The 25,929-nt window shown below is 60.0% G+C and carries 20 protein-coding genes; 10 read left to right on the top strand and 10 right to left on the bottom strand.

Annotation, left to right across the window (positions count from 1 at the left end):
* Positions 1-45 precede the first annotated feature (45 nt).
* The 4 genes from pgm to KVG87_RS01720 all read right to left on the bottom strand — a co-directional run bounded on the left by pgm (position 46) and on the right by KVG87_RS01720 (position 6,291).
* Complete coding sequence (pgm, locus tag KVG87_RS01705) at positions 46-1,692, bottom strand: phosphoglucomutase (alpha-D-glucose-1,6-bisphosphate-dependent) (RefSeq protein ID WP_217848874.1); 1,647 nt, start codon at positions 1,690-1,692, stop codon at positions 46-48.
* Positions 1,693-1,800: 108 nt separating this feature from the next.
* Positions 1,801-3,201: an aminotransferase-like domain-containing protein gene (locus tag KVG87_RS01710; RefSeq protein ID WP_217848876.1), complete on the bottom strand. Its 1,401-nt coding sequence runs from the start codon at positions 3,199-3,201 to the stop codon at positions 1,801-1,803.
* Between the two features lie 43 nt (positions 3,202-3,244).
* On the bottom strand, positions 3,245-4,717 hold the full coding sequence (locus KVG87_RS01715; RefSeq protein WP_217848878.1) for a hypothetical protein: 1,473 nt from the start codon (positions 4,715-4,717) through the stop codon (positions 3,245-3,247).
* Positions 4,718-5,268: 551 nt separating this feature from the next.
* A complete protein-coding gene (locus KVG87_RS01720) occupies positions 5,269-6,291 on the bottom strand; it encodes a zinc-dependent alcohol dehydrogenase family protein (protein WP_041480274.1) in 1,023 nt (340 codons plus the stop codon).
* A gap of 270 nt (positions 6,292-6,561) precedes the next feature.
* On the opposite strand from KVG87_RS01720, the gene KVG87_RS01725 reads away from it, so the two are divergent.
* The 3 genes from KVG87_RS01725 to KVG87_RS01735 all read left to right on the top strand — a co-directional run bounded on the left by KVG87_RS01725 (position 6,562) and on the right by KVG87_RS01735 (position 8,293).
* Complete coding sequence (locus KVG87_RS01725) at positions 6,562-7,476, top strand: LysR family transcriptional regulator (RefSeq protein ID WP_016774850.1); 915 nt, start codon at positions 6,562-6,564, stop codon at positions 7,474-7,476.
* A 143-nt stretch (positions 7,477-7,619) separates the two neighbouring features.
* Positions 7,620-7,910 carry a type II toxin-antitoxin system ParD family antitoxin gene (locus KVG87_RS01730; RefSeq protein WP_076562760.1) on the top strand — a complete coding sequence of 97 codons (291 nt, stop codon included), beginning with the start codon at positions 7,620-7,622 and terminating at the stop codon, positions 7,908-7,910.
* Positions 7,911-7,912: 2 nt separating this feature from the next.
* Complete coding sequence (locus KVG87_RS01735; protein WP_217848880.1) at positions 7,913-8,293, top strand: type II toxin-antitoxin system RelE/ParE family toxin; 381 nt, start codon at positions 7,913-7,915, stop codon at positions 8,291-8,293.
* Positions 8,294-8,371: 78 nt separating this feature from the next.
* Here KVG87_RS01735 and KVG87_RS01740 read toward each other — a convergent pair whose 3' ends face one another.
* From KVG87_RS01740 to gcvA, 3 genes are all read right to left on the bottom strand, one after another.
* Entirely contained in the window at positions 8,372-9,133 is a 762-nt protein-coding gene (locus KVG87_RS01740) for an SDR family oxidoreductase (protein ID WP_217848883.1), read from the bottom strand.
* A 29-nt stretch (positions 9,134-9,162) separates the two neighbouring features.
* Positions 9,163-9,990 carry a DMT family transporter gene (locus KVG87_RS01745; RefSeq protein ID WP_217848885.1) on the bottom strand — a complete coding sequence of 276 codons (828 nt, stop codon included), beginning with the start codon at positions 9,988-9,990 and terminating at the stop codon, positions 9,163-9,165.
* A 75-nt stretch (positions 9,991-10,065) separates the two neighbouring features.
* Entirely contained in the window at positions 10,066-10,971 is a 906-nt protein-coding gene (gene gcvA / locus KVG87_RS01750; protein WP_217848888.1) for a transcriptional regulator GcvA, read from the bottom strand.
* A gap of 307 nt (positions 10,972-11,278) precedes the next feature.
* On the opposite strand from gcvA, the gene KVG87_RS01755 reads away from it, so the two are divergent.
* The 4 genes from KVG87_RS01755 (at position 11,279) to KVG87_RS01770 (ending at position 17,886) form a co-directional block, all read left to right on the top strand.
* Positions 11,279-11,731 carry a DUF805 domain-containing protein gene (locus tag KVG87_RS01755; RefSeq protein ID WP_071172551.1) on the top strand — a complete coding sequence of 151 codons (453 nt, stop codon included), beginning with the start codon at positions 11,279-11,281 and terminating at the stop codon, positions 11,729-11,731.
* Between the two features lie 276 nt (positions 11,732-12,007).
* Positions 12,008-13,261 (top strand): multidrug efflux RND transporter periplasmic adaptor subunit MexE, encoded by a 1,254-nt coding sequence (mexE, locus tag KVG87_RS01760; RefSeq protein WP_217848890.1) that lies wholly within the window; start codon positions 12,008-12,010, stop codon positions 13,259-13,261.
* A gap of 15 nt (positions 13,262-13,276) precedes the next feature.
* A complete protein-coding gene (locus KVG87_RS01765) occupies positions 13,277-16,468 on the top strand; it encodes an efflux RND transporter permease subunit (RefSeq protein ID WP_024013078.1) in 3,192 nt (1,063 codons plus the stop codon).
* Entirely contained in the window at positions 16,465-17,886 is a 1,422-nt protein-coding gene (locus KVG87_RS01770; RefSeq protein ID WP_150635171.1) for an efflux transporter outer membrane subunit, read from the top strand. Before KVG87_RS01765 ends, KVG87_RS01770 begins: the two co-directional genes overlap by 4 nt.
* Before the next feature lie 201 nt (positions 17,887-18,087).
* On the opposite strand, the gene KVG87_RS01775 is transcribed toward KVG87_RS01770, so the two are convergent.
* Genes KVG87_RS01775 through KVG87_RS01785 form a run of 3 tightly spaced genes read right to left on the bottom strand, consistent with a single transcriptional unit; the run spans position 18,088 to position 21,368 of the window.
* A complete protein-coding gene (locus tag KVG87_RS01775; protein ID WP_437180889.1) occupies positions 18,088-19,017 on the bottom strand; it encodes an HlyD family secretion protein in 930 nt (309 codons plus the stop codon).
* A 25-nt stretch (positions 19,018-19,042) separates the two neighbouring features.
* The gene (locus KVG87_RS01780; protein ID WP_016774855.1) at positions 19,043-19,243 is read right to left on the bottom strand and encodes a DUF1656 domain-containing protein; all 201 of its coding nucleotides are present in this window, start codon (positions 19,241-19,243) and stop codon (positions 19,043-19,045) included.
* Positions 19,233-21,368 carry an FUSC family protein gene (locus tag KVG87_RS01785; protein ID WP_217848894.1) on the bottom strand — a complete coding sequence of 712 codons (2,136 nt, stop codon included), beginning with the start codon at positions 21,366-21,368 and terminating at the stop codon, positions 19,233-19,235. The genes KVG87_RS01780 and KVG87_RS01785 overlap by 11 nt, the downstream gene beginning before the upstream one ends.
* A gap of 171 nt (positions 21,369-21,539) precedes the next feature.
* On the opposite strand from KVG87_RS01785, the gene KVG87_RS01790 reads away from it, so the two are divergent.
* From KVG87_RS01790 to KVG87_RS01800, 3 genes are all read left to right on the top strand, one after another.
* The gene (locus KVG87_RS01790) at positions 21,540-22,595 is read left to right on the top strand and encodes a tetratricopeptide repeat protein (RefSeq protein WP_217848896.1); all 1,056 of its coding nucleotides are present in this window, start codon (positions 21,540-21,542) and stop codon (positions 22,593-22,595) included.
* 133 nt (positions 22,596-22,728) lie between these two features.
* Positions 22,729-24,231, top strand: coding sequence for an ATPase domain-containing protein (locus KVG87_RS01795; RefSeq protein ID WP_095180104.1), 1,503 nt, complete (start codon positions 22,729-22,731; stop codon positions 24,229-24,231).
* Complete coding sequence (locus KVG87_RS01800; protein WP_130909876.1) at positions 24,228-25,898, top strand: ATP-binding protein; 1,671 nt, start codon at positions 24,228-24,230, stop codon at positions 25,896-25,898. The genes KVG87_RS01795 and KVG87_RS01800 overlap by 4 nt, the downstream gene beginning before the upstream one ends.
* Positions 25,899-25,929: the final 31 nt, after the last annotated feature.

A 25,929-nucleotide genomic window follows, 5' to 3' on the forward strand; every position in this document is an offset into this window, starting at 1 on the left:
AATAAAAAAGGGCAACCATTACGGTTGCCCTTTTTCATGTGCGCATCATTTGCTGGAAATGGCGCCATCTACCAAAGTTTGCGCCTCGGCCACCAGTTGCTTGAGGTGGTCGTCGCCGAGGAAGCTTTCGGCGTAGATCTTGTAGATGTCTTCAGTGCCCGAAGGACGCGCGGCGAACCAGCCGTTCTCGGTCATGACTTTCAGACCGCCAATGGCTTGCTCGTTGCCCGGTGCATGGCTGAGGATGCTCTGGATCTTTTCGCCCGCCAGCTCGGTCGATGTGACCTGTTCCGGCGCCAGCTTGCTCAGCAGTGCCTTTTGCTCAGGGTTGGCCTTGGCGTCGACGCGTACCGAGAACGGTTCGCCCAGCTCGTCGGTCAGCGCGCGGTAGGCCTGGCTTGGATCGCGCCCGGTGCGCGCGGTCATTTCAGCGGCGAGCAAGGCAGGAATCAGACCGTCCTTGTCGGTGCTCCATACGCCGCCATCCTTGCGCAGGAACGAGGCGCCAGCACTCTCTTCACCGCCAAAACCCAGCGAGCCATCGAACAGGCCATCGGCGAACCATTTGAAACCGACCGGCACTTCGTACAGGCGACGGCCCAGGCGTTTGGCCACGCGGTCGATCAGACCGCTGCTGACCACGGTTTTGCCCACGGCGGCATCAGCGCGCCATTGCGGACGATTCTGGAACAGGTAGTCGATGGATACCGCCAGATAGTTGTTTGGCGCCAGCAAACCACCGGACGGCGTGACGATGCCGTGACGGTCGTGATCCGGGTCGCAGGCGAATGCCACGTCGAAACGTTCTTTCAGACCGATCAGGCCCTGCATTGCGTGGCTGGACGACGGATCCATACGGATTTGGCCGTCCCAGTCGACGGTCATGAAACGGAACGTTGAATCGACCTGTTTATTCACCACTTCCAGGTCGAGACGGTAGTGTTCGGCAATGGCCGACCAATAGCGCACCCCTGCTCCGCCCAGCGGATCGACACCCAGACGCAGCTTGGCGTCGCGGATGGCATCGAAGTCGATGACGTTGATCAGGTCGGCGACGTAGGTGTTCAGGTAATCGTGACGGTGGGTGGTGCTGGCCTTGAGCGCCTGCTCGTAGCTGATGCGTTTGACCCCGGCCAGTTTGTTCGCCAGCAGCTCGTTGGCCTTGGCTTCGATCCACTTGGTGATGTGGGTATCGGCCGGGCCACCGTTAGTTGGGTTGTATTTGTAGCCACCGCTTTGTGGCGGGTTGTGCGACGGCGTGATGACGATACCGTCCGCCAGGCCAGAGGTACGACCGCGGTTGTAGCAGAGAATGGCGTGGGAAACTGCCGGGGTCGGCGTGTACTCATCGCCTTCGGCGATCATCACGGTGACGCCGTTGGCGGCGAGGACTTCCAGTGCGCTGGCGCCGGCAGGGGTCGACAATGCATGGGTGTCGATGCCGACAAACAGCGGTCCGGTGATGCCTTGGGCTTCGCGATACAGGCAGATCGCCTGGCTGATGGCCAGAACGTGCCATTCGTTGAAACTCAAATCGAACGAACTGCCGCGGTGGCCGGACGTGCCGAACGCCACTCGCTGGGTAGAAATCGATGCATCAGGCTGACCGGTGTAATAGGCCGTAACCAGTCGCGGGATGTCGACCAACAGTTCTGCCGGTGCCGGTTTGCCCGCAAAAGGACTGAGTGTCATGCAAAAACCTCTGAAATCGGAGTGGTTCAGGAAATGCAGCGCAGTTTACTGGCAGTTTGACCACTGTGCGACGGGATGTATCCGAAACTCGCCCGATGTTTTTTAACGTTATTGACCGGGCGACAGGCGCAAGGCATCGCCGAGCAAGCCGATGACACTCGGCAAATCCCGCTCGCCATGGTTCAGCGCGCTCAAACGCAGATGATCCGCATGCAAGCCCTGCAGGCTGAACAGCTCGCCCGGTGCGACGATGATCTGTTGCTTGAGCAGGCGATGAAAGACGCTTGCCATGTCGACCGGGCGTAACGAACGCACCCACACCGTCGCCCCGCCCTGCGGCTCGACAATCTGCAGGGTATCGCCCAGACGTTCGCGCAGTACCTGAATCAACACGGCTCGCCGCTCACCCAGCATTCGCCGCAACACGAATAAATGCTGATCAAGCCGTCCGCCATTCAACAGCCGCGCAATCGCCTTTTGGCGAATGGGCGACAAGCGAAACGCGCGCAGCAGAAAATGGCGCTGCAATTCCTCGCGCCAGTGACGCGACAAGACAAAGCCGAATGGTGCTTCGGCGCCAATGAGTTTCTCGAAAGTGGAAAACACCAGCAGACGATCAGGATCGAGCCAACGGCGCAAACGCTGCGAATCATTGCGCTCGTCAAGCTCGCTGTAGCAGTCGTTTTCCAGTACCCAGACGCCATGATGATTGAGCAACTGCGCCGTGGCCTGCTGAGATTCGCGAGTGAAACCGTTGCCTTGCGGCATGCTCAGCACGGAAGACAGCAGGATCAAACGAACCGGCTCGTTCTTCAGCAGTGATTCGAGTGCCGACAGATCGAGCACGCCTCGGGCAAGCAATGGCCACTCGATCACGCGCACCCCGAACGACTCGAGCAGGCGCAATATCACCCAGTCGCAAGGTGACTCGACAATCACGGTGGCCTGACGCAATTCAAGCACCGAAATCAGAATCTCCAGGACGCCACGCAGATCAGCCCCGATATAGATGTCATCGGCATGCCAGAAATGTTCTGTCGAACTCGTGTATCGCGCTGCCAGGGCAACCCGCAATTCCAGCTCTCCGCAAGGTTGCACGAATGTCTGTAGCTGACGCGGATATTGGCGCAGAAGCTCACGTTCCAGCGTCAACAACGGACTGTCCAGCGGTTGCAGCGAGGCCGGTTCGTCGGCGCTCAACACACACATTCCGGGACGTCTGGCGTTGACGTACACGGTCTCCAGCAGATCATTGCCGTTGCCGGGCGCATCCATGCTGAACAGCGCTTGCGCGTAATACCCTGACTTGGCTATCGAATAGACTCGACCTTCCTTCTCCAGAAGCGAATAGGCGTACTGCACCGTTGAAATGGAGACATTCAGCCGGTCCGCCAGTTGTCGCAAGGAAGGCATGCGTACCGCCCCACCACCTCCGGCAGCATCAATCAGCGTTGTCAGATATCGATAAACTGCCTGATAAACAAAGTCGTTGTCCCGCGCGCCCTTCACACCCTCATTTCCGTAGATATTGATTCACAATCCAGGCTCTGGCTCACCGTAAGCGTTCCGTCGACCGCTCGAACGGCGCAGCCGAACGCGCCTCGTCCGAACCCGAACTCTCCGAGGAGAATTGCGCAGGCGCATCAATCTGCACAGGGCCCATTGCATACAGGCGGTTCAACAGCCTGACTGGCAAGCCGCTGACTTCCGTCAGCCACTTCATCACCTGCTCAGGTGCGTGCAGACCCTGCATGGCGCGGTGCAGGTCCGGCATGGCGACCAGCATGCCGGGATGACAATTGCGCAGGAAGCGTTCGAGACCTTTGCCGCTGTCGATGAACGGCGCAAACAGCAGGCACGCCAACTGCGTTTCGGTCAATCCGAAACCATTGCTGAGGTAATCCTCAGCAAGCATCCGCAGTTGTTCTGGCCCGCCGGCGTTGTCGTAGCTGGCCAGCAAGTGCTCGCAGACGGTTTCGGCAACCTGCTTTCGCCGCATGTCGGCCAGCGTATGCCGGACGTAATCGTCGATGCCCGCCTCATAGGCGCGCCCCTCGATGAACCGTGCGTACAAACCTCGCACATGTGCCGAGATCAGAGGATCAGCAAACACCGCTTCGCCCTGGTACAGCGCCAGATCATCAGGTTCATAACCGAGAAACTCGCCCAGCAGCGGCCAGCGATCCTCGAGCTTGCCGACCATCATGTCGTTGATGTCGATAAAACTGGTGCGCCGGCAGGCTTCGAATTCACCTTCCGGCCGCCACACGGTCCGGTCATCATCGGCACGCAGTTCCCGGTAAAAGTCGTCACCGAGCTCGTCGAGCAGAGGAAAAAGCGTTTCGAATCCGGCATTGACCAGGCCTGGAGCCGGTATTGCCACTCGCTGCATCGCGCGGTTCAGGCCTTCGAGGAAATGCTGCTGACTGCCTTTGGTTTCGGTGCTGATCATGGCGTCGACGCCGTTGTTCCAGCGCGCGATCTGGCTGTAGTACTCGGCCGTCGCCAGGTAGGCGTCATCCCATAATTCAGGTGTTTCAAGCCAGGTGCGACAGTGCCCCACCAGCAGCAGATTGACCCGGCTGGCCTCGCGCCCTTCATTGCTGACAGGCGTGCGATGGTCGAACGGCAGGACCTCGCGGTTATCCACCATCAGCACCTCGACCCGCGGATCGTCATAAAGGAATAGCGCGCTGTAGCTGCGATGCAGGTTTTGCAGGGCGAGCGGGCTGTCGCCATTCCAGCGCAGGGAAGCCACGCGCAGTTGAAAGGTCGCCGGAGCACGGCCGGCAATAGTCAACTGAGCGGCCCGGAGCAAGGCCAGGGTATAGCAGCCGTCACGCAGGCCGGACTGAGGCACCAGCACCTTGAACTGCCCGATGTTTTCCATGCCGCCAGCGGCCACCACCAAGCGCTGTATCAGCAACTGCAATGCCGTGCGCTCGGCTCGGGAAAAGAAACTCAGCAAACGCTGCAATACTTGCTGATAGACATAGTTCATTGCCTGATCATGGATCGTGCTCATCGGTATTTACCCGGTATCAAAAGTTTCATGCCGCGCAGACATGACAGTAGGCGCGCGGCAATTGGATCAATAAGTAATAGACGCTGAAATGCTAACACTTACAAAGTTGTAGTTATTTGAAACACTTCACCTGAACAAAGCCTTCCAGACGCCAAGCGTGACGCTCAACCACCCGTATTCATTGGCCTTTCGCCACTCAACAATGTTCTGAGGAAACTTCCCACAACGTCCCACGCCAAATCATTACAAGAAAAAGAGAAGCAACTTCCGAATCGCCCTACAGCAATTAAACAGAAATTGACGAAGCCAGCAGAGCCAGCCATTTGATATTGCCTCGGACAAATTGAATGCACAGCCATAGCTCATTCCTTGAGATGAAAGTAATCATTCAATTATCAGTGCTTATAGTGTGATTAGAAGACACAGATGAACGGCAAAAACCAGTTCAGTTGCTGAAAAGGCCAATGCTTCGATATCGGGGAGGGTTTACTGACAGCGCAGGGTATAAACAGAAAAGAGTCCGTGGGGGCCACGGACTCTGATGAGCGGATTTACGCGGTTTCCACTTGCAGGGCCACTCGCTCGCGGCATGGGCATTCGTCCATGTAGCGATGCGCTTCGACGAACTCGTTGAACGGGAATACACGAGTCTTGAGCGGCAGGAGCACGCGGTCAGCGGTCAACTGGTTGATATCGCGCAGAGCACGCTGCAGAGCGACGTGGTCCTGGACAATGCCCAGCTCCGGCTTGCCGGTGAAGTTGCCGATGCAGTGCACAAAGAACTGAATGTTCTTCTGAAACGCTGCACACGCCGGGAACGGAGTCTGGTTACCACCTTGCAGCCCGTACAGCACCAGACTGCCGCGTGGCGCCAACACATCGCCGAGTAACGACATCTGCGGGCCGCCAAGACCATCGAACACCACATCGACGCCGCGGTTGTCGGTGATCTTGTTGATGCGCATCAACAGATCTTCCTCTTCGGTGACGATGACCTTCTCCGCACCAAGGGACAGCAGGTACTCACGCTCTTCCGCCGATTTGGTCGCCGCGATCACTCGCACACCCAACGCCTTGCCCAATTGAACAAAAGACGGGCCGGCGCAGTGGCTGGCGTCAGTCACCAGCGCAAATTGACCCGGTTTGACCCGCGCCAGATCGGCATAAGCGAAGTAGGCGATCAGCAGCGGCGTGTAATGCACGCTCGCTTCGATCGGGCTGAGCACATCGGGATAACGGGTCAGCGCGGTGCGCGGCAGAACGATGGACTCACCGTACACCGGATAGTCGTTCGGGCTTTCCGCAGGAAAACTGGCCACTTTGTCGCCGACGGACAGGTCGTCGACATCAGCGCCCACCGCAGTGACCACGCCAGCCATTTCATGACCGAGGCCCGAAGGCAGACGTGCCTGGGACGACGCCAGATTCTGGCGCCACAGGGTGTCGTACCAACTGATGCCGATTGCCTCGACACGCACCTGCACTTCGCCAGGACCTGGCTGAGCAGCCGCATGCTCTTCGCATTTGAGCACCTCGGCCGGACCAAACTTGTGAAAACGGATCGTGCGGGACATCGCAAACCTCGTCAAAGTAACCTCTAATGCCATGAACTCTATCTGGGCTTTCGACCCAAGACCATCAGTGGCTATTAATAGTCGACATGCCTGTCATTGATTCCGCATCAAGGGCGGCATTGGCAAAATCCATGAAAAAAGGCCTGCCACCGTCGCAGTAAAGCTGAATTTTCCGGTGCAGAGTACCAGCCTTTCCCCGTAAGATTCATGCCGGCCATTGTTCTCATATGGTCGCCCTCGTCAAGTTTGATGACTCTGCCAGGACTCCAGATGAATCGTAATGACCTGCGTCGTGTCGACCTGAACCTGCTGATCGTGTTCGAAACATTGATGCACGAACGCAGTGTGACTCGGGCCGCGGAAAAATTGTTCCTCGGCCAACCGGCTATCAGTGCGGCGCTGTCGCGTTTGCGCAGCCTGTTTGACGATCCCTTGTTTGTCCGCACCGGCCGCAGCATGGAGCCATCAGCACGCGCGGTGGAAATCTTCGCCCTGCTCTCGCCCGCCCTTGATTCGATCTCGACCGCCGTCAGTCGTGCCGCCGATTTCGATCCGGCGACCAGCACGTCGGTGTTTCGCATCGGTTTGTCCGACGACGTCGAATTCGCCCTGCTGCCGATGCTGCTCAAGCGCCTGCGCGCCGAAGCACCAGGCATCGTCCTCGTGGTGCGGCGGGTCAACTACATCTTGATGCCGGGCCTGCTGGCCTCCGGCGAGATTTCCATCGGCGTCAGCTACACCACCGACCTGCCGGCCAACGCCAAGCGCAAGGTCCTGCGCCGCAGCGCACCGAAGCTGCTGCGCGCCGACACCGTGCCGGGGCCGCTGAGCCTGGACGACTACTGCGCCCGACCGCACGCACTGGTGTCGTTCGCTGGCGACCTCAGTGGTTTCGTCGATGAAGAACTGGAGAAACTCGGACGCAAACGGCACGTGGTGCTGGCGGTGCCACAGTTCAACGGACTCGGCACGCTGCTGGCGGGCACCGACATCGTCGCGACCGTGCCGGATTACACGGCTGAGGCACTGACGGCGGCTGGAGGGCTTCGTGCTGAAGATCCACCACTGCCGACGCGCACCTTCGAACTGCACATGGCCTGGCGTGGGTCGCAGGATAATGACCCGGGAGAGCGGTGGTTGAGGTCGCGGATTCAGATGTTTTTTGGGGATCCGGATAGTCTTTAGGCATCGTCGGCTAGGGTGCTTTATCGGAAGTACCGTAGAACGCACCCCGTCGGAATCAGATCCCGAATCAATGTCCGGACGGGCAAATTGGCATAATATGCCAATGTTCGTAAATACCGGTTTGGCCAGCACTGGAGATAATTATGGCGACCCGAAACGTAGTGCTCACTCCTCACCAGGAACAGGTTATTCATGACCTTGTCCAGTCAGGCCGGTATCAGAATGCCAGTGAGGTAATGCGCGAAGGCTTGCGGCTGTTGGAGCAGCGCGTCGCCGAAGATACCGCCAAAATCGAGGCACTGCGTCAGGCGACCTCGATCGGCATCATGGATCTTGAGCGTGGGCGGTTTACTCAGGTGAACGAAGGGGATCTGGAACATTACCTTGAAGGCTTGAGCCAGGAGGCTACCCTCCCCGCGCGCGAGAAACACTGAGGATGCCGCGATATCGGATTTCCAACCCCGCGCGCGCTGACATTGTCGACATACTCAGACTCTCCCATACCCAGTTCGGCGACCAAGCCCGCCAGCGCTACCAAGCGCTGATCCTTGCAGCGCTGCAAGCGCTGGCCGACAAGCCTTATCGCATTGGCAGCCATGACCGCGATGAGCTTGCACCAGGCCTCCGCAGCTATCACCTCATCTATTCACGCCAGCAGGCGAAACCCACTCATGGAACGGTCAAGAGCCCGCGCCATATCGTGTTCTATCGCGTGGCAAATGACGACGTGATCGAGGTCGTCAGACTCCTTCATGACGCCATGGAAGCGCATTTGCACTTGCCTGCGATTGATCAGCGACCTGATCCCATGACCTGACTGGCCAAGAACAGGAAGATCAGGCGCCCCCTCTGAATCTCGACCCTGAAAGCCCTTTAGTCTCTTTCCCGACCCGAATCACTTGCCACCCGTCACATCCAGAAAAGTCCCGGTGACAAACGAGGCCTCCGCGCTGGCCAGCCACAAGATGGCCCGCGCCACCTCTTCCGGCTGACCGCCCCGCCCCATGGGAATCGAGTCCTTCACGCGATCCACCCGCCCCGGTTCGCCGCCGCTGGCGTGCATGTCGGTATAGATGTGCCCGGGGCGAATGCAGTTGACCCGAATTCCCTCGCGCGCAACTTCCTTGGCAAAGCCGATGGTGAAAGTTTCCAGCGCGCCTTTCGATGCTGCGTAGTCGACGTATTCATTCGGGCTGCCCAGGCGCGCCGAGGCAGAAGAAACGTTGATCACTGCCCCACCTGTGCCGCCGTGCCGATAAGCCATGCGCTTCACCGCTTGCTGCGCGCACAGGATCGGTCCCAGAGCATTGACCGCGAAGATGCGTTGCATGCGTTCGAAGCTCAGGTTCTCCATGCGTGACTGTTTTGCCAGAACGCCTGCGTTATTGATCAGAACGTCGATCCGTCCAAATGACCGATCGAGGGCCGAGAAAAGTTCAGCAACCTGCTCGGGGTCAGCACTGTCAGCACGCACCGCGAGGCCTTTGCGCCCCAACGCTTCGATATCCGCCACCACCTCAAGAGCGGCGGACTCGTTGGCGACGTAGCTGATGGCGACGTCGTAGCCTTGCGCGGCGGCGAGTCTGGCGGTGGCGGCGCCGACTCCGCGACTGCCGCCGGTGATCAGAATCAGCGGTGCTTGCGAGACTTTATCCATGCGACGTTCTCCTGAGCAGTTGGCCTATGTCAGCCGATGATGATGGCGCCGCTGGCGATGACCACGCATGCCAGCATCCTGCGGACGGTGAGCTTTTCACCGAGGAACAAATAGCCGAGCAATGCCGCGAACAGCACGCTGGTTTCGCGCAGGGCCGACACCGCGCCCAGTGGCGCTTCGTTCATCGCGTAGATAACAATTGCGTAAGCCAGTAAGGAAACCAGCCCGCCTACCACTGCGGCGAGCATGCCGGGCCGTACGGAAAACAGACTGCGGGCGTCGCGCAGGCCGATATACACCAATGGCATCAACACACCCCACAGGGCGCTCATCCACACCGTGTACGCGAGCGGCGCACCGGAAAGCCTGGCGCCAATGCCATCGACGACGCTGTAGGCGGCGATGAAACAACCGGTGCCCAGCGCATACGGCAGGCTCGGCACCGACAGGCTGCGCCCTCGGAACGCCAACGAAATGATCCCCCCGGACACCAGACCAATGCCGAGCAGTTCGCCGGGGGTTATGGTTTCGCCGGCAAACAGCGCGGCGCCGAGGGTGATCAGCGCTGGCGACGACCCACGGGAAATCGGATAGATCTGGCCTAGATCGCCGACCCGATAGCTGCGCACCAGAAACAGGTTGTAGCCGACATGCAGCAGTGCCGAGAGCAGCGCATACCCCCAGCTCTCAGGTGCAGGCGCGGCCATGAAAAAGGTGGCGATGAGGCAGACGATGGCGATGGCCACGCACATTATTGTCATCGACCAGAGCCGATCGGCACCGCCGCGCAGCAGCGCGTTCCAGCTGGCGTGCAGAAGCGCGGCGAACAGAACGAGGAGTACGAGATGGATTGGCATGCGGCATTCTAGGCATCTCGGGCATTGGCATTACAGCGAAGTTTCCTCATTGCAGCATGAGCAAAAGCTCATGCTTCAGCGCTGGGGGTTCTGCACCTTCAATGCTTCACTGAGCAACCAATCACGAAAACTGAGAATGTGTGCCTGGGCTTCGATGCCTTTGGGGCAGACGAAATAGTAGGCCAAAGGCGAAGTGAACGGCACATCGAACAGCCTCACCAGACGGCCATCGGCGATTTCGTTTTCGACATGGCCGCTGCGCACCAGCGCCACACCCTGGCCGAGCAACGCAGCTTCCACCGTCATATTGGTATCACCAAACCTGACGCCTTCGCGCAGCGGTAAAAACTCCAGCCCGACGGACTGAAACCACACCTCCCATTTCGGCGCCAACTCGGCGCCGTCGCGGATAAGTAACGGCATCTGCAGCAACTCCGCGGGACTGCACGGCCTGCCGACGCGCTGCAGCAGTTCGGGACTGGCCACGGGAAACACCTGCTCACCGAACAGGAACTCCGAATACAGACCGGGATAATTGCCTTTGCCCAAGCGAATGGCGACATCGGCTTCGCCGCTGGCGAAATGGATGATCGTGTCCGTGGTATCCAGCGACACCAACAGCTCCGGGTGCAGGCGCGACAGATTCGGCAAGCGTGGCAGCAGCCACTTCAAGGCAAACGAATAAGTGGTGCTGACGGTCAGGCGAACCCTGTCCTTTTGCTCGCGCAGATCCTCCAGCGTGGCCTCGAGGCTCATGAAAAACTCGCGCACGATCGGCGCCAGCGTCGCCCCCGCCGCAGTGAGGCGTAACGACTTGCCGCGCTCGAACAATTGCAACCCCCAAAGATCTTCCAGGTGCCGGAGCTGATGACTGACGGCGCTTTGGGTCACGTGCAGTTCTTGAGCGGCAGCCGTGAACGTCGGGTGCCGGGTGGCCACTTCGAAAGCCCGCAGGGTCGCGGTCGGGGGCAGGTCGCGCATAAAAATGATCCGGGGACGGTAAATGTCAGAGCATGAGGTTACGCTCATGTTAGAGCGAAATGCGTTCGCATGCCTCTCGCCCCAAGTGGATTTGGTGACGATCGGGTTTGGGTTTAGCCGCAGACCCACAAATCGAAAGCCCAGAGCCGATGACAAACCTTATGGTAACGATTAGATTACCGCCGCCCCGCCAATGGAGAGTCGGGCATTCAGTCTTTGCTCTCGTTGGCGGCGGTGTTTGCACCAACGAAAACACCGGGATGTATCTGTCCCGTCTTTCGACTGACCATTTTTTAGGGAAAAAAACATGAGCCTGGTTTTCTGCCGTGGTTGCGCCAAGGAAATAAGTACTCTGGCACTGGCATGCCCCCAATGCGGCGCACCTCAAGCGCCACTGCATTCCATTGCCAGTGGCCCCGTCATGGCGAGCGGCAACCCATACGTGGAAGCACTGAAGAAATATGCCGTGTTCACCGGACGCGCCACGCGCCGTGAATACTGGATGTTCTTTCTGATCAACATGGGCATCGCTATTGTCATGAGCGTTTTCGACGCCATGCTCAAGACCGGTGGCGCCTTGCAGAGCCTGTACAACCTGGCAATGCTGTTGCCGAGCCTCGCTGTTGGCGTAAGGCGCATGCACGACACTGACCGCAGCGGCTGGTGGATTCTGCTGCCCATCGTCAACATTGTGTTTCTGGCGCAAGACAGCCAGCCTGGCCCCAATCGCTTCGGTGCCAACCGCAAAGGCTTCAACTGATCAATAGCCGCAATCGCGGATCGAAACGGCCTTCATGGCCGTTTCTTTAGATATGACTCCCCTCTCACAAAGGCCTTGCTCGGTCATTGCTCGTCACGCAAGACAGATTTGCAAGAAAACACATTGTTAGCCCCCTAACGAAAGGTGCATGCTAGAGGGCTGCCTCGGCTCTTATATCATTCCGAATGATAGTTACCTTTGCTTCATTCGATTCGTGCCATCACACCCGCGCCGAGCATCATCCGCCCATCTTCAATACTTCGGCGGATTGCATCCATGGAACAATCACTCAAACATTTGCGCTTCCCGTTGGCCATGCTGGCCGTACTGGTGATGAGCGCCTGCGGCAAAACTCCGGAGACTGCCGGCGCCCCGCCCGCTGCCAAAGTCAGTGTGGCCAAGGTGCTGGAACAACCGGTCAACGAGTGGGACGAATTTACCGGGCGCCTCGAAGCGCCGGAAACCGTTGAAATCCGCCCACGGGTATCGGGCCAGATTGATCAGGTCGCGTTCACCGAAGGCGCGCTGGTCAAGAAAGGTGACCTGCTGTTCCAGATCGACCCGCGTCCGTTCCAGGCCGAGGTACGCCGCCTCGAAGCGCTGGTTGCTCAAGCCCGCGCCACCGCCACCCGCAGCGAAAACGAAGCCGCTCGCGGTGAACGTCTGCGTACCAGCAACGCCATTTCCGCTGAACTGGCCGACTCGCGCACCAGCGCTGCCCAAGAGGCCCGCGCCGCCGTCGGTGCCCTGCAGGCACAACTGGACCTGGCCAAACTGAACCTGAGCTTCACCCGCGTGACCGCACCGATCAGCGGCCGCGTCAGCCGCGCCGAAATCACTGCCGGCAACCTGGTGACCGCCGACACCACCGCGCTGACCAGCGTCGTCTCCACCGACAAGGTCTACGCCTACTTCGACGCCGACGAACGCGTGTTCCTCAAATACACCCAACTGGCCCGCAACGGCCAGCGCGGCGCCACCACGCCGGTGTACATGGGCCTGTCCAACGAAGACGGCAACCCGCACCTCGGCCAGATGAACTTCGTCGACAACCAGGTCAATCCGAAAACCGGCACCATCCGTGGTCGCGCCGTCTTCGACAACGCTGACGGCACCTACACCCCTGGCCTTTACGCTCGCTTGAAGCTGGTCGGCAGCGGCACCTACAACGCCATGCTGATCAATGACGAAGCCGTGGGCACTGACCTGGGCAAGAAGTTCGTGCTGGTGATGGATGGCGACAACAAGACCGCCTACCGCGCCGTTGAACTCGGTCCGAAGATTGAAGGCCTGCGCATCGTCCGCAACGGTCTGAACAAGGACGACACCATCATCGTCAAGGGCTTGCAACGGGTTCGTCCTGGCTCACCGGTCACCCCTGAGGTGATTCCGATGGCCAGCGAGCAGACCCTCGCCGCCCTCGCTCAACAACGTCAAGCGCTGGAAGCCAGCAACCTGCCCAAAGTTGCCCCTGCCAAGGGTGAATCGGGTTCGGCTGCGAAGCTGGCTGCTACGACCCCACGCGGTTAAGGGACGACAACTCCGATGAATTTTTCCCAATTCTTCATTTCCCGGCCGATCTTCGCAGCGGTGCTGTCGCTGTTGATCCTGATCGCCGGCGCGATCTCGCTGTTCCAGTTGCCGATCAGCGAATACCCGGAAGTCGTGCCGCCGACCGTGGTCGTGCGCGCCAACTTCCCGGGCGCCAACCCCAAAGTCATCGGTGAAACCGTGGCCGCTCCGCTGGAGCAGGCCATCACCGGCGTCGAGAACATGCTGTACATGTCCTCGCAGTCGACCGCCGACGGCAAGATCACCCTGACCATCACCTTCGCCCTGGGCACTGACCTGGACAACGCGCAGGTGCAGGTGCAGAACCGGGTAACCCGGACCGAGCCGAAGCTTCCCGAGGAAGTAACGCGCATCGGTATCACCGTCGACAAGGCTTCGCCGGACCTGACCATGGTTGTGCACTTGACCTCACCGGACAAGCGCTACGACATGCTGTACCTGTCCAACTACGCGATCCTCAACATCAAGGATGAGCTTGCTCGCCTCGGTGGTGTCGGTGACGTGCAGTTGTTCGGTATGGGCGACTACTCGTTGCGCGTCTGGCTTGACCCGAACAAGACCGCTTCACGCAATCTGACCGCCACCGATGTGGTGACCGCGATTCGCGAACAGAACCGTCAGGTCGCCGCCGGTCAACTGGGCGCGCCCCCTGCCCCGACCGCGCAAAGTTTCCAGCTGTCGGTCAACACCCAAGGCCGTCTGGTTTCCGAAGAAGAGTTCGAGAACATCGTCATTCGCGCAGGCGACGACGGTGAGATCACTCGCCTGAAAGACATCGCACGCATTGAACTAGGTTCCAGCCAATACGCCTTGCGCTCGCTGCTGAACAATCAGCCGGCGGTGGCGATCCCGATCTTCCAGCGTCCCGGTTCCAACGCCATCGACATTTCCAACGAAGTGCGCGGCAAGATGGAAGAGCTGAAGAAAGGCTTCCCGCAGGGCATGGATTACAGCATCGTGTATGACCCGACGATCTTCGTTCGTGGCTCGATCGAGGCGGTGGTGCACACCCTGTTCGAAGCGCTGATCCTCGTGGTGCTGGTGGTGATTCTGTTCCTGCAGACCTGGCGCGCCTCGATCATTCCGTTGGTGGCGGTGCCGGTATCGTTGATCGGTACGTTTGCGGTCATGCACCTGTTCGGCTTCTCGCTCAACGCCCTGTCGCTGTTCGGCTTGGTGCTGGCCATCGGTATCGTGGTGGACGACGCCATCGTCGTGGTGGAAAACGTCGAACGGAACATCGAACTCGGACTGACGCCGGTCGAAGCGACCAAGCGCGCCATGCGTGAAGTGACCGGGCCGATCGTGGCCACCGCACTGGTGCTGTGTGCGGTGTTCATTCCAGCGGCGTTCATTTCCGGCCTCACCGGGCAGTTCTACAAACAGTTCGCACTGACTATCGCGATCTCTACAGTGATCTCGGCGTTCAACTCGCTGACCCTGTCGCCAGCGCTGGCTGCTGTGTTGCTGAAAAGCCACGACGCGCCGAAAGACCGTTTCTCGAAAGTGCTCGACAGAATCTTCGGTGGCTGGCTGTTCCGTCCGTTCAACCGCTTCTTCGATCGCGCCAGCCATGGCTACGTCGGCACCGTGCGCCGGGTCATCCGTAGCAGCGGCATCGCCCTGCTCGTATATGCAGGCCTGATGGTACTGACCTTCTTCGGTTTCTCCAGCACGCCGACCGGTTTCGTACCTGGCCAGGACAAACAATACCTGGTGGCCTTCGCGCAATTGCCGGATGCCGCGAGCCTGGATCGCACCGAAGACGTGATCAAGCGCATGTCCGACCTCGCGCTGAAACAGCCGGGCGTGGAAAGCGCCGTAGCGTTCCCGGGCCTGTCGATCAACGGTTTCACCAACAGCCCGAACGCCGGCATCGTCTTCGTGACGCTGAAACCGTTCGACGAGCGTAAAGACCCGAGCATGTCCGCCGGCGCGATTGCCGGCGCCTTGAACGGCCAGTACGCGAACATTCAGGAAGCGTACATGGCGATCTTCCCGCCACCGCCGGTACAAGGTCTGGGCACCATTGGTGGTTTCCGCCTGCAAATCGAAGACCGGGGCAACCTGGGCTACGACGAGCTGTACAAAGAAACCATGAACATCATCAACAAGAGCCACAACGTGCCGGAACTGGCCGGCCTGTTCACCAGCTACACGGTGAACGTGCCGCAGGTCGATGCCGCCATCGACCGTGAGAAAGCCAAGACCCACGGCGTGGCCGTCAGCGATATCTTCGACACCCTGCAGATCTATTTGGGTTCGCTGTATGCCAACGACTTCAACCGCTTCGGGCGCACCTATCAGGTCAACGTTCAGGCTGAACAGCAGTTCCGTCTTGAGTCCGACCAGATCGGTCAGTTGAAAGTACGCAACAACAAAGGCGAAATGATCCCGCTGGCGACCTTCATCAAGGTCAGCGACACCTCGGGGCCGGATCGGGTGATGCACTACAACGGCTTCATCACCGCTGAAATCAACGGTGCCGCAGCCCCGGGCTACAGCTCTGGCCAGGCGGAAAAAGCCATCGAGAAACTGCTCAAGGAAGAACTTCCGAACGGCATGACCTACGAGTGGACCGACCTGACCTACCAGCAGATTCTGTCCGGCAACACCGCGCTGTTCGTGTTCCCGCTCTGCGTACTGCTGGCGTTCCTGGTGCTCGCCGCACAATACGAAAGCTGGAGCCTGCCACTGGCTGTGATCCTGATCGTACCGATGACGCTGCTGTCGGCCATCACCGGTGTGATCATTTCCGGCGGTGACAACAACATCTTCACCCAGATCGGCTTGATCGTACTGGTGGGACTTGCCTGTAAAAACGCGATTCTGATCGTCGAGTTCGCCAAGGACAAACAGGAAGAAGGCCTCGATCCGCTCGCTGCGGTGCTGGAAGCCTGCCGCCTGCGTCTGCGGCCGATTCTGATGACCTCCTTCGCGTTCATCATGGGTGTGGTGCCACTGGTGTTCTCCAGCGGCGCCGGTGCCGAAATGCGTCACGCCATGGGTGTGGCGGTATTCTCCGGGATGCTCGGGGTGACCTTCTTCGGTCTGTTGCTGACGCCAGTGTTCTATGTACTGATCCGTAACTTTGTCGAACGCGGCGAGCAGCGCAAAGCAGCCAAGGCGCACACTCTTCAAAAGCCACTGGAGGCGCAACAATGAGTCTGAAAGTCTTCCTGCCGAGTCTGCTGGTGCTGGCCCTCAGCGCCTGCGCCGTCGGCCCCGACTACAAGACCCCAGCTACGGAGGCGGCCAATATCACGACCGCCACCGACGGCGCCGCCGGGCAAAAGAACTTCGACCGTTCGAAATTCGAAGGCATCTGGTGGCAGCAATTCGACGATCCGACCCTCAACCAGTTGGTGACGCAGTCGCTGCAAGGCAACCGTGAACTGCGCGTGGCGTTCGCCCGCTGGAAAGCCGCTCGGGCGATCCGCGACGACGCCAGCAACGACGCGATGCCGACCATCACCAGCCGCGCCAGCAGTGACTTGGGCAAGGGCCAGATTCCCGGCCAGACCACCGACCGGGTCAATAGCGAGCGCTATGACCTCGGTCTGGACATGGCCTGGGAGCTCGACCTGTTCGGCCGCATCCAGCGCAATCTGGAAGCCAGTGATGCCGACCAGCAGGCGGCCGAAGCCGATCTGTATCAGCTGCAAGTCACCATGATTGCCGAACTCGTCGACGCTTACGGTCAACTGCGCGGTGCCCAACTGCGTGAAAAGATCGCCGTGGCCAACCTGAACAACCAGCAGGAGTCGCGCAAGATCACCATCAGCCTGCGTGACGCCGGTGTCGGTGATCAGCTTGATGTCGAGCGCGCCGATGCGCGTCTGGCCAACGTCGAAGCCACCGTGCCGCAGTTGCAGGCGGAACAGGTTCGGCAGAAAAACCGTATCGCCACCCTGCTCGGCGAACGCCCGGACAAGCTGACCGTCGACCTAAGCCCGAAAGATCTGCCGGCCATCGCCAAGGCGCTGCCGATCGGTGATCCGGGTGAACTGCTGCAACGTCGTCCGGACATCCTCAGCGCCGAGCGGCAATTGGCTTCGGCCACTGCGCGCATCGGCGTGGCCAAGGCCGATCTGTTCCCCCGGGTCAGCCTCAGCGGCTTCCTCGGCTGGACCGCCGGACGTGGCTCGCAGATCGGTTCCTCGGCAGCCAACGCCTGGGCACTCGGCCCGAGCATCACCTGGGCGGCATTTGACCTCGGCAGCGTCCGCGCCCGTTTGCGCGGTGCCGATGCTGACGCCGAAGGCGCGCTGGCCAACTACGAGCAACAGGTGCTGCTGGCGCTGGAAGAGTCGGAAAACGCCTTCAGCGATTACGGCAAGCGTCAGCAACGTTTGATCTCGCTGATCCGTCAGAGCGAATCGAGTCGCAAGGCCGCTGATCTGGCAGAAATCCGTTATCGCGAAGGCACCACCGATTTCCTCGTCCTGCTCGACGCCCAACGTGAGCGCCTGAACGCCGAAGACAGTCAGGCACAGGCCGAAGTCGAGCTGTATCGCGGCATCGTCGCGATATACAAGGCCCTCGGCGGTGGCTGGCAACCGGAGACGGTCGCCAGCAAGTAAAGGTTGTTAAAGAGCTCCTTTGGTTGGCCGCAACCAACCAAATTTTTTGCCCCGCGTATCATTCGGTCGCGGGGTTTTTTTATGCCTTTCTGCAGCACTGGGTTTCTTGTGGGAGCGAGCCTGCTCGCGAAAGCGTCAGGTCAGACATATCAGCGGTGGCTGATAATCCGCCTTCGCGAGCAGGCTCGCTCCCACAGCGGATCAGCGGTGATCCTCCAGGATAGTGACGGTGGCGGTGGTACCGGCGCGCAGGCGATTCTTGCCGGCAAAGTCACCATCAATCCCAATGCGCACCGGCACCCGTTGCGCCAGTTTCACCCAGGTGTAACTCGGGTTGATGTTCGCCAGCAGTCGACTTCCAGGTGCGTTTTCGCGGTCGGCAATGGCGAAGGCGATGCTTTCTACCGTGCCGCCGAAACGCTCACCGCTCATCAATTGAATGCGTACCCGATCACCCTCCCCGATTCGCGGCAACTTGGTTTCCTCGAAATAACCGCTGACATAGAACGAATCGCTGTCGACCAGCGCCAGCAGCGCACCGCCTGCCTGTGCATAGTCACCCTGGCGGGTCAGCAGGTTGGTCACGTAACCGCTCACTGGCGATTCGACGCGGGTGCGCTGCAAGTCCAGTTCGGCTTGGGTCAGCGCGGCAATTGCCAGTTGCACATTGGCTTCGGCCAGCCCGAGGTTGGCCTGATTGCGCAACAGATCGGCCTGGGCAACCGCTACGTCGGTACTGGCCTTCTCCCATTCTTCACCGGAAATCGCGAAGCCCTGTTTCAGCGTGCGGCGCCGGCGCTCCTCGCTTTGACGTTGTTTGAGCAACGCCTCACTGGCGACGATTGCCGCTTGCGATTGCCCCAGCGAGGCCTTGGACACTTCCACCGAACGCCGGGCGTGCTCGACCGCCAGTTGATAGCGCGCCGGATCGATCTCCAGCAACAACTGGCCCTTGTCGACATGCTGGTTGTCCTGCACTGCCAGTTTGACGATTCGCCCCGAAACATCCGCCGACAGCGTCACCACATCCGCCCTCACCCGAGCATCCCGTGTCCACGGCGCGCGGGTGTAATACTCCCAGGCGAACCAGCCGAGGACGATCGCCAGGATCACCACTGCCACGGTCATCATTCGTGCAACTAGTGCTTTCAAGACATCAGGCTCCCATCAACAGAATCAGCGTGGCGCAGACACAGGCATACAGTGCGCCTTCGAACAGTGCTTCATGCCACACCAGGCGCAGCACGCCGAGGCGCCGCAGACACCAGTCCAGCAACATGAAGATCGGAATCGCCAGTAACAGTGCCTGGGCAATCGGCGGCAGATAAACCCCGCCAATTTCGAAATCAATGGGCAAGTTGCGGTTCTCCTTCCAGGCCTTGAGGTTGCAAATAATCGCCGTGCCGCTCAAGGAACGACACCACAATCAGCAGCGCCACACGCATGCGAAACACCGACCAAAGATGTTCATGACTGGCGGCGTGCAGCTCGTCCAGCTCATCTCCGAGTTGGTGCAACGTGGCCAGCAAGGCTGCGAGTTGCACATCATCGCGTCCGGCAACCAGGCGGCCGGTCTTGCGTAGCGCCGACGCAAGGCGTTGGACGAACGCATCGGTGAGCAACCCATTGTTCTGCGCCTGCTGCCTCAGTTGATGCATGGCCACACCCAGCGCTACGCAAGCCAGACTGATTTCGTACAAGCGCTGCATGGCGCGATCGTTCGCCGCTGGCAGCAGGCCGAGCATGCTCGTCAGGCGATCGGTCATCCGACTCTCGAAAGCGAATTGTTGTTCATCGGTCGCAGGCATTTTGCTCAGCTGGTACACCTGCTCCCGCGCTTCGCCGTACAGGCGGCGGATGCGCAAGCCCGGGCGGAACGGGAAGATCAGCGCATAAACGATCAGGGCCAGCATCGCTGCGCTGACGTAGGCGCCGGCGAATTCGAACCATTGAATCGCTGTGTTCTGCCCAGTGCCGGTATTTTGCGGTCCGAGCATGAGAAAACTGGACAGGCCAAGGCCCATGCCGATACCGGCGGTGGCCGGACTGGAAATGCCCACAGCAATGGCATACAGCAGCGGCGCCAGCAGCAAGGCCAGCAGCTCGAAATCACTGATCGCCGGCACCAGCATGAATTGATAGAACGCCGACACCACCAGCGCCAGACCCAAGCCTCGCGCATAGCTTTGCGCAGCCATCAGCGGACGCGGAAAAGTCGCCATCAGCGAGCAGAGAATTCCCACCAGAATCATTCCGCCGCGCGCGCCATCCCACGCCGTTTCGATCCAGATCAACCCGCTGACCAACAGCGCGGTAAAGGCGCGAATGGCGTTCATCGAGGCCAGGGTGAAATCCAGATGCAACGGACTGCTCTGCCCGCGATAGAGGCAACTGGCCGGGCGCCCTTCCTGAATGGCGTCGCTCAGTTCGAGAATCTGCTCCAGTTGCTGCAACAGGCGCGCCTGCTCCCAACGTAGCGCCCAGGCCAGTGAACGCAGGGTCGCGCTCATGTTCTCGGTCTGCTGCTCGGCCTTGTACGCCAACGCTTCGAACTGTTGCTGCAAGGTCACGAAACGTTGCCGATCGGCGCCAGACAGCGCGCGGCCCTGTTGCGCCAGTTGCTCAAGCAACGCCAGTTCCTCGGCCCGCAGCTGCTGCACCTCCAGCGGCAGATCGCCCTCCCAGCGTTCGATGAGCAATTCGCGCTGATGCCGTAGCGCGGTCAGTCGCGACGTCAGCAGCATCAGTTGATTGCCCAGCAGCAACACCAGATTGTCGGCATCGCGCAAACGTGGGGCATCGAAATACAAATGGCGCCGCAACCCCTCCAGTGCGCTGATCTCGCCGAGCAGTTGCATCTGCCGACGCTGGAAATCGGCCTCGCTTTCTTCCGTGCGAAGCACTTCGGCGGCGTGGTTGGCGGCCAGTTTGATCACCTGATCGATTTTGGCGAAATAACCTTTGGCCACTGCTTCAGGCCGGGCGGTGAGCAGGCTCACCACGCACACGCAGGCAACGGCCAGCAGGGTTTCGGTGACGCGGGTGACCGCTAGCAAAAACGTCCCTTCCTGATCCGGAATCGCCAGCAAGGCCACCACCACTGCGGTGTAGCCACTGAGCACGAACGCCTGGGAACTGGTGTAGCGCAGCAAGGTGCCGCCCGCTGTGCACAGCGCCAGCCACAACGCCAATGTCGTGATGAACGGCAGCGGCGCCTGAGGGAAAATCGCCATGATCAGCACCGCCACCGCGGCACCCACGGTGGTGCCGATCACCTGGCCGAAACTGCGCGCCAGGGCCATCCCTGCCAATGGCTGACTGACAATCACCACAGCCATGATCGACCACTTCGGTTGTTCGAGATCGAAAATGAACGCCAGATATAGGGTCAACAGCCCGGCGGCGATGGTCCGCAGGGCAAACAGCAGAACAGCCTGACCGGGATGGATCAAAGCCTTGAAATAAGCGAACAGCGCTGGCATGGGCACTCTCTTTAAAACGACTTCTGCAAGCGTAGACATTGCAGCAAAAGCCTGACGGATTTCACAGTCGACACGTGTTGTAGGACGATTCGCCGGCAACGGTTTGACTCACGCGCCAAGCTGAACGAAGCTTGCCGCTCTGCTCAAGTTCGAAGCTTTCGGAAACCCCGCATGACTCAGTCCCGCCGCAACCTGCTGATCGGCCTAGGCCTCGTACTGATCCTCGGCGTCGTCTGGCTGTCATGGCGCAGCAGCACTCCGACCATCCCCGATGCTATCAAACATGGCTACAGCGAAGCGCTGAACGCCGCGCGCACCGGTGAACCCGGAGCGGCGCGCCAGTTGTACCAGCAATTGGGCCGCCCGGACATCTCGGTCAAACGCCGGGTCTGGCTGCACGGCGAGCTGCCCAACTACCCCAGCCCGCAGGCCTTGAAACTGGCTGACATCGACCTGCATCACGAAGCGCCGCAAGTGCGCGTCGCAGCGATCAAAAGCATCGTCGGTCTGGTGCCCGGCGGGCAACGCAGTCTGCTGCTCGGACCGTTGCTCGATGATGAAGAACAAACTGTCCGTTTTGCCGCGATCAACGCCCTGCTCGGCCTGGCCCCGGACGAGCTCGGTCTGTATTTCGCACCGCTACAGCAGGCCATCGACGGCTGGCAACAGACCTTGGAAAGCCAGCCGGAAAGCGCCGCCAACCATGCGCAACTGGCCCGTCTCTATATCCACAACGCCGAATACAAACAGGCCCAACAGGCGTTGGACAATACCTTGCGTCTGGAACCGGGCAACCTGCCAGCGCTGGTCATGCAGATCGATGTGCTCGACCGCCAGGGCCAGAGCGATGCCGCTCGCCAGTTGCTTGCCCGCCAGCTCAAGGCGCAGCCCGATTCGGCCTATCTGCAACATGCCCTCGGCCTGTGGCTGCTGCACCACGGCCAGCGCGAATACGCCCTGCTCGGCCTGTCCAAAGCGGTCGAGCTGGAGCCGGACAACAAGGATTATCGCTACGACCTCGCCACTACGCTGCACAGCGCGGAAGAACTGGAAGCGGCGCAAAAACAGCTGCAGGAAATCGTCCAGCGCCACCCCGCCGACCGCAAGGCACGGGTGTTGCTGATCAACTACTGGAAGGAAAGCGGCCAACTGCAGAATGTGCAGATCCTGTTGGCGCAACTGGAGCAACTGAATCCGGACGACCCGGCCTTGCAGCAAGGTCTTTAATCCATTCAAGGCGGGATCAATTGGCCGCCCGTCAAAAGAAAAAGCGGAACCGTGAACACGCCGTGAGGTCAAGTTACTCAGGCGGCTCACTCTAGCCAGCCGCCGGATTACCCTAGTCATAAGAGGGCGTTTTTTGACTACATCAAACGAGTTGATCAGTGCAAAGGCCGCCGTCGGCATTGTAGGTCTGGATGACATCCTTGCCGGTGGCTTGTCTCGCGGCCATGTGTTTTTGCTGGAGGGGGAACCCGGGACCGGCAAAACCACGGTGGCGTTGCATTTCCTGCGCGCCGGTGCGCTGGCCGGGGAACGCTGCCTGTACATCACTCTCTCGGAAACCGAGAAAGAACTGCGTCAAGGTGCGCTCTCCCACGGTTGGGAGCTGAACGAAAACATCAAGATCTTCGAGCTGACACCGCCGGAAAGCCTGCTCAATGCCGAACACCAGCAAAGTCTGCTGTATTCCTCGGACCTTGAACTGGGCGAGGCGACCAGGCAGATTTTCGAAGTGGTCGAACGCTTCAAACCGACCCGCGTAGTGCTCGACAGTCTTTCGGAGATCCGTCTGCTGGCGCAGAGCTCGTTGCGCTATCGTCGGCAGATTCTGGCGATCAAGCATTACTTCGTGCGCTACGACGCCACCGTCCTGCTGCTCGACGACCTGACCACCGAGTCCCTCGATAAGACCGTGCACAGTGTCGCCCACGGCGTGATTCGTCTTGAAGAGCTGACACCGAGCTACGGCGCCGAGCGTCGTCGGGTACGAGTGGTCAAATATCGCGGGCAGAAATACCGTGGCGGTTTCCACGACTTCACCATCATGGGCGACGGCGTCCATGTTTTTCCACGCCTGGTAGCGGCGGAACATCGCGGCGACTACCCACGTCTGCAGCTGTCCAGCGGCATACCGCAAATGGACGCCCTGCTCGGCGGCGGCATCGAGACCGGCTCCAGCACGCTGATTCTCGGCCCGGCCGGTACCGGTAAATCGCTGATCTCAATGATCTTCGCCGCCGCAGCGGTGGCCCGAGGCGAAAAAGCCGCGCTGTTCATTTTCGATGAAGAGCTGGGCCTGCTGTTCGAACGCATGCGTCATCTCGGTATCGACCTCAAAGCCTTGCAGGCCACCGGTAATCTGCTGATCGAACAAGTAGACGCCGCCGAATTGTCTCCCGGTGAGTTGTCCCATCGCGTGCGCCGTTGCGTCGATGAGCTGGGTATCAAAACCGTGGTGATCGACAGCATCAACGGCTATCAAGCGGCGATGCCGGAAGAAAACGCGCTGGTGCTGCACATGCACGAGCTGCTGCTGTACCTTAACCGCAAAGGCGCGGCCACCTTCATGACGGTCGCCCAGCACGGTCTGGTGGGCGATATGCAGGCGCCGGTCGATATCACTTACCTGGCCGACACGGTGATTCTGTTGCGCTACTTCGAAGCCCTCGGCAAAGTCCGCCGGGCGATCTCGATTATCAAGAAACGCACCGGCAACCACGAGTCGACCATCCGTGAATACCGGATCTCCTCGCGTGGCATGACCATCGGCCAACCGCTGGAATCCTTCCAGGGCGTGCTGCGTGGCGTGCCGACCTACATGGGAGCGAGCAATCCATTGCTTGAGGATGAAAGCTTGTGACGGTCAACACGCCGTTGGCCGAGCGGGTGCTGGTTCTGGCGCCCATGGGTCGTGACAGCCAGATCGCGTTGATGATTCTCAACGAAGCCGGTTACGGCGGCATGGTGGCGCCGAATCTCGGCGCTCTGTGCACCGAACTGGAGGTCGGTGCCGGGTTGCTGCTGATTGCTGCTGAAGCGTTGCGCGGACCGGAACTCGAAGGGCTTATCGCCTACCTTGACCAGCAGCCCGCGTGGTCGGACATGCCCATCGTACTGCTGACTCATCATGGCGGCGATGAACAAGGGCCGCCGTCGCGCCTTAGCACCCTGCTCGGCAACGTGACTTTTCTCGAGCGCCCCTTCCATCCCGCGACACTGGTCAGTCTGGTCTCCGCCGCCCTGCGTGGGCGGCGACGACAATATGAAGCGCGCGATCGGCTGATCGACCTGAGTGAAAGCGAACGACGCCTGCAATCGACTCTGGAAACCCTCGAGCAACAGGTTGAAGAGCGCACCGCACAGCTTCGCCACAACGAAGAAGCGCTGCGCCAATCGCAGAAAATGGAAGCGGTCGGCCAACTTACTGGCGGCATTGCTCACGATTTCAACAATATGCTCACCGGCATCATCGGTAGCCTGGAACTGCTGCGCCGACGGCTGGCCCGGGGCCGCACCGAAGACCTCGACAGTCTGATCGATCTAGGCGTGACCTCCGCTAACCGCGCCGCCGGCCTGACTCACCGCTTGTTGGCGTTCTCCCGCCGGCAATCGCTCGACCCGAAAGCCGTGCAGATGAACACGCTGGTGCTGTCGATGGGCGAGCTGCTGCAACGCAGCCTGAATGAAAGCATTCATCTGGAAATGCGCCTGGACGACAACCTCTGGGTTGCCGAGGCCGATCCCAATCAACTCGAGAGCGCCCTGCTCAACCTGGTGATCAACGCCCGCGATGCGATGCCCGAGGGTGGCAAACTGGTGGTGGAAACCAGCAATCAGGTGCTGCATCGCGACTTCACTGCCGCTTACAGTAATCTGGAGCCGGGCGATTACGTGATGCTCAGCGTCACTGACAATGGCAGCGGCATGCCGCAGAGCGTGGTCAGCCGTGCGTTCGATCCGTTTTTTACGACCAAGCCGATCGGCCAGGGCACCGGCCTCGGACTGTCGATGATCTATGGCTTCAGCAAGCAGTCGCGCGGGCATGTGTCGATCGACAGTGAAGTCGATCAAGGCACCACGGTAAAACTCTACCTGCCGCGTTTCCGTGGTGAAGAAGTGGAAATTCCCGTCTCGGATTCGCAGCAGGCTCCGTATGCGATGGATGGCGAAACCGTACTCATCGTCGAAGACGATCCGGCCGTGCGTGTGTTGGTCAGTGCCGTGCTCAGTGAGTTGGGTTACGCGTTCGTGGAGGCCGGTGATGCCGACGGCGCCATGCCGATTCTAAATTCGACGCAACGTATTGATTTGCTCATCAGTGACGTTGGTCTGCCGGGGATGAACGGTCGTCAACTGGCGGAGGTTGGTCGGCAATATCGCCCAGGTCTGAAAGTGTTGTTCATCACCGGTTATGCCGAGCACGCGGCGGTGCGCGGTGGCTTCCTCGACTCGGGAATGCAGATGATCACCAAGCCTTTCACCTTTGATCTGCTCACCGCCAAGGTGCGCGAAATGATCAATAGCTGAATCAGGAGCTGCCGAAGGCCCGGCAGCTCCT

It is taken from the genome of Pseudomonas siliginis, from assembly GCF_019145195.1.
Classification (GTDB): Bacteria; Pseudomonadota; Gammaproteobacteria; order Pseudomonadales; family Pseudomonadaceae; genus Aquipseudomonas; species Aquipseudomonas siliginis.

Excerpts from the sequence above, each read along its gene's own strand:
- pgm (WP_217848874.1), bottom strand. The coding sequence starts at position 1,692 with ATGACACTCAGTCCTTTTGCGGGCAAACCGGCACCGGCAGAACTGTTG.
- KVG87_RS01715 (WP_217848878.1), bottom strand. The coding sequence starts at position 4,717 with ATGAGCACGATCCATGATCAGGCAATGAACTATGTCTATCAGCAAGTA.
- KVG87_RS01720 (WP_041480274.1), bottom strand. The coding sequence starts at position 6,291 with ATGTCCCGCACGATCCGTTTTCACAAGTTTGGTCCGGCCGAGGTGCTC.
- KVG87_RS01725 (WP_016774850.1), top strand. The coding sequence starts at position 6,562 with ATGAATCGTAATGACCTGCGTCGTGTCGACCTGAACCTGCTGATCGTG.
- KVG87_RS01730 (WP_076562760.1), top strand. The coding sequence starts at position 7,620 with ATGGCGACCCGAAACGTAGTGCTCACTCCTCACCAGGAACAGGTTATT.
- KVG87_RS01735 (WP_217848880.1), top strand. The coding sequence starts at position 7,913 with ATGCCGCGATATCGGATTTCCAACCCCGCGCGCGCTGACATTGTCGAC.
- KVG87_RS01740 (WP_217848883.1), bottom strand. The coding sequence starts at position 9,133 with ATGGATAAAGTCTCGCAAGCACCGCTGATTCTGATCACCGGCGGCAGT.
- KVG87_RS01745 (WP_217848885.1), bottom strand. The coding sequence starts at position 9,990 with ATGCCAATCCATCTCGTACTCCTCGTTCTGTTCGCCGCGCTTCTGCAC.
- gcvA (WP_217848888.1), bottom strand. The coding sequence starts at position 10,971 with ATGCGCGACCTGCCCCCGACCGCGACCCTGCGGGCTTTCGAAGTGGCC.
- KVG87_RS01755 (WP_071172551.1), top strand. The coding sequence starts at position 11,279 with ATGAGCCTGGTTTTCTGCCGTGGTTGCGCCAAGGAAATAAGTACTCTG.
- mexE (WP_217848890.1), top strand. The coding sequence starts at position 12,008 with ATGGAACAATCACTCAAACATTTGCGCTTCCCGTTGGCCATGCTGGCC.
- KVG87_RS01765 (WP_024013078.1), top strand. The coding sequence starts at position 13,277 with ATGAATTTTTCCCAATTCTTCATTTCCCGGCCGATCTTCGCAGCGGTG.
- KVG87_RS01770 (WP_150635171.1), top strand. The coding sequence starts at position 16,465 with ATGAGTCTGAAAGTCTTCCTGCCGAGTCTGCTGGTGCTGGCCCTCAGC.
- KVG87_RS01775 (WP_437180889.1), bottom strand. The coding sequence starts at position 19,017 with ATGATGACCGTGGCAGTGGTGATCCTGGCGATCGTCCTCGGCTGGTTC.
- KVG87_RS01785 (WP_217848894.1), bottom strand. The coding sequence starts at position 21,368 with ATGCCAGCGCTGTTCGCTTATTTCAAGGCTTTGATCCATCCCGGTCAG.
- KVG87_RS01790 (WP_217848896.1), top strand. The coding sequence starts at position 21,540 with ATGACTCAGTCCCGCCGCAACCTGCTGATCGGCCTAGGCCTCGTACTG.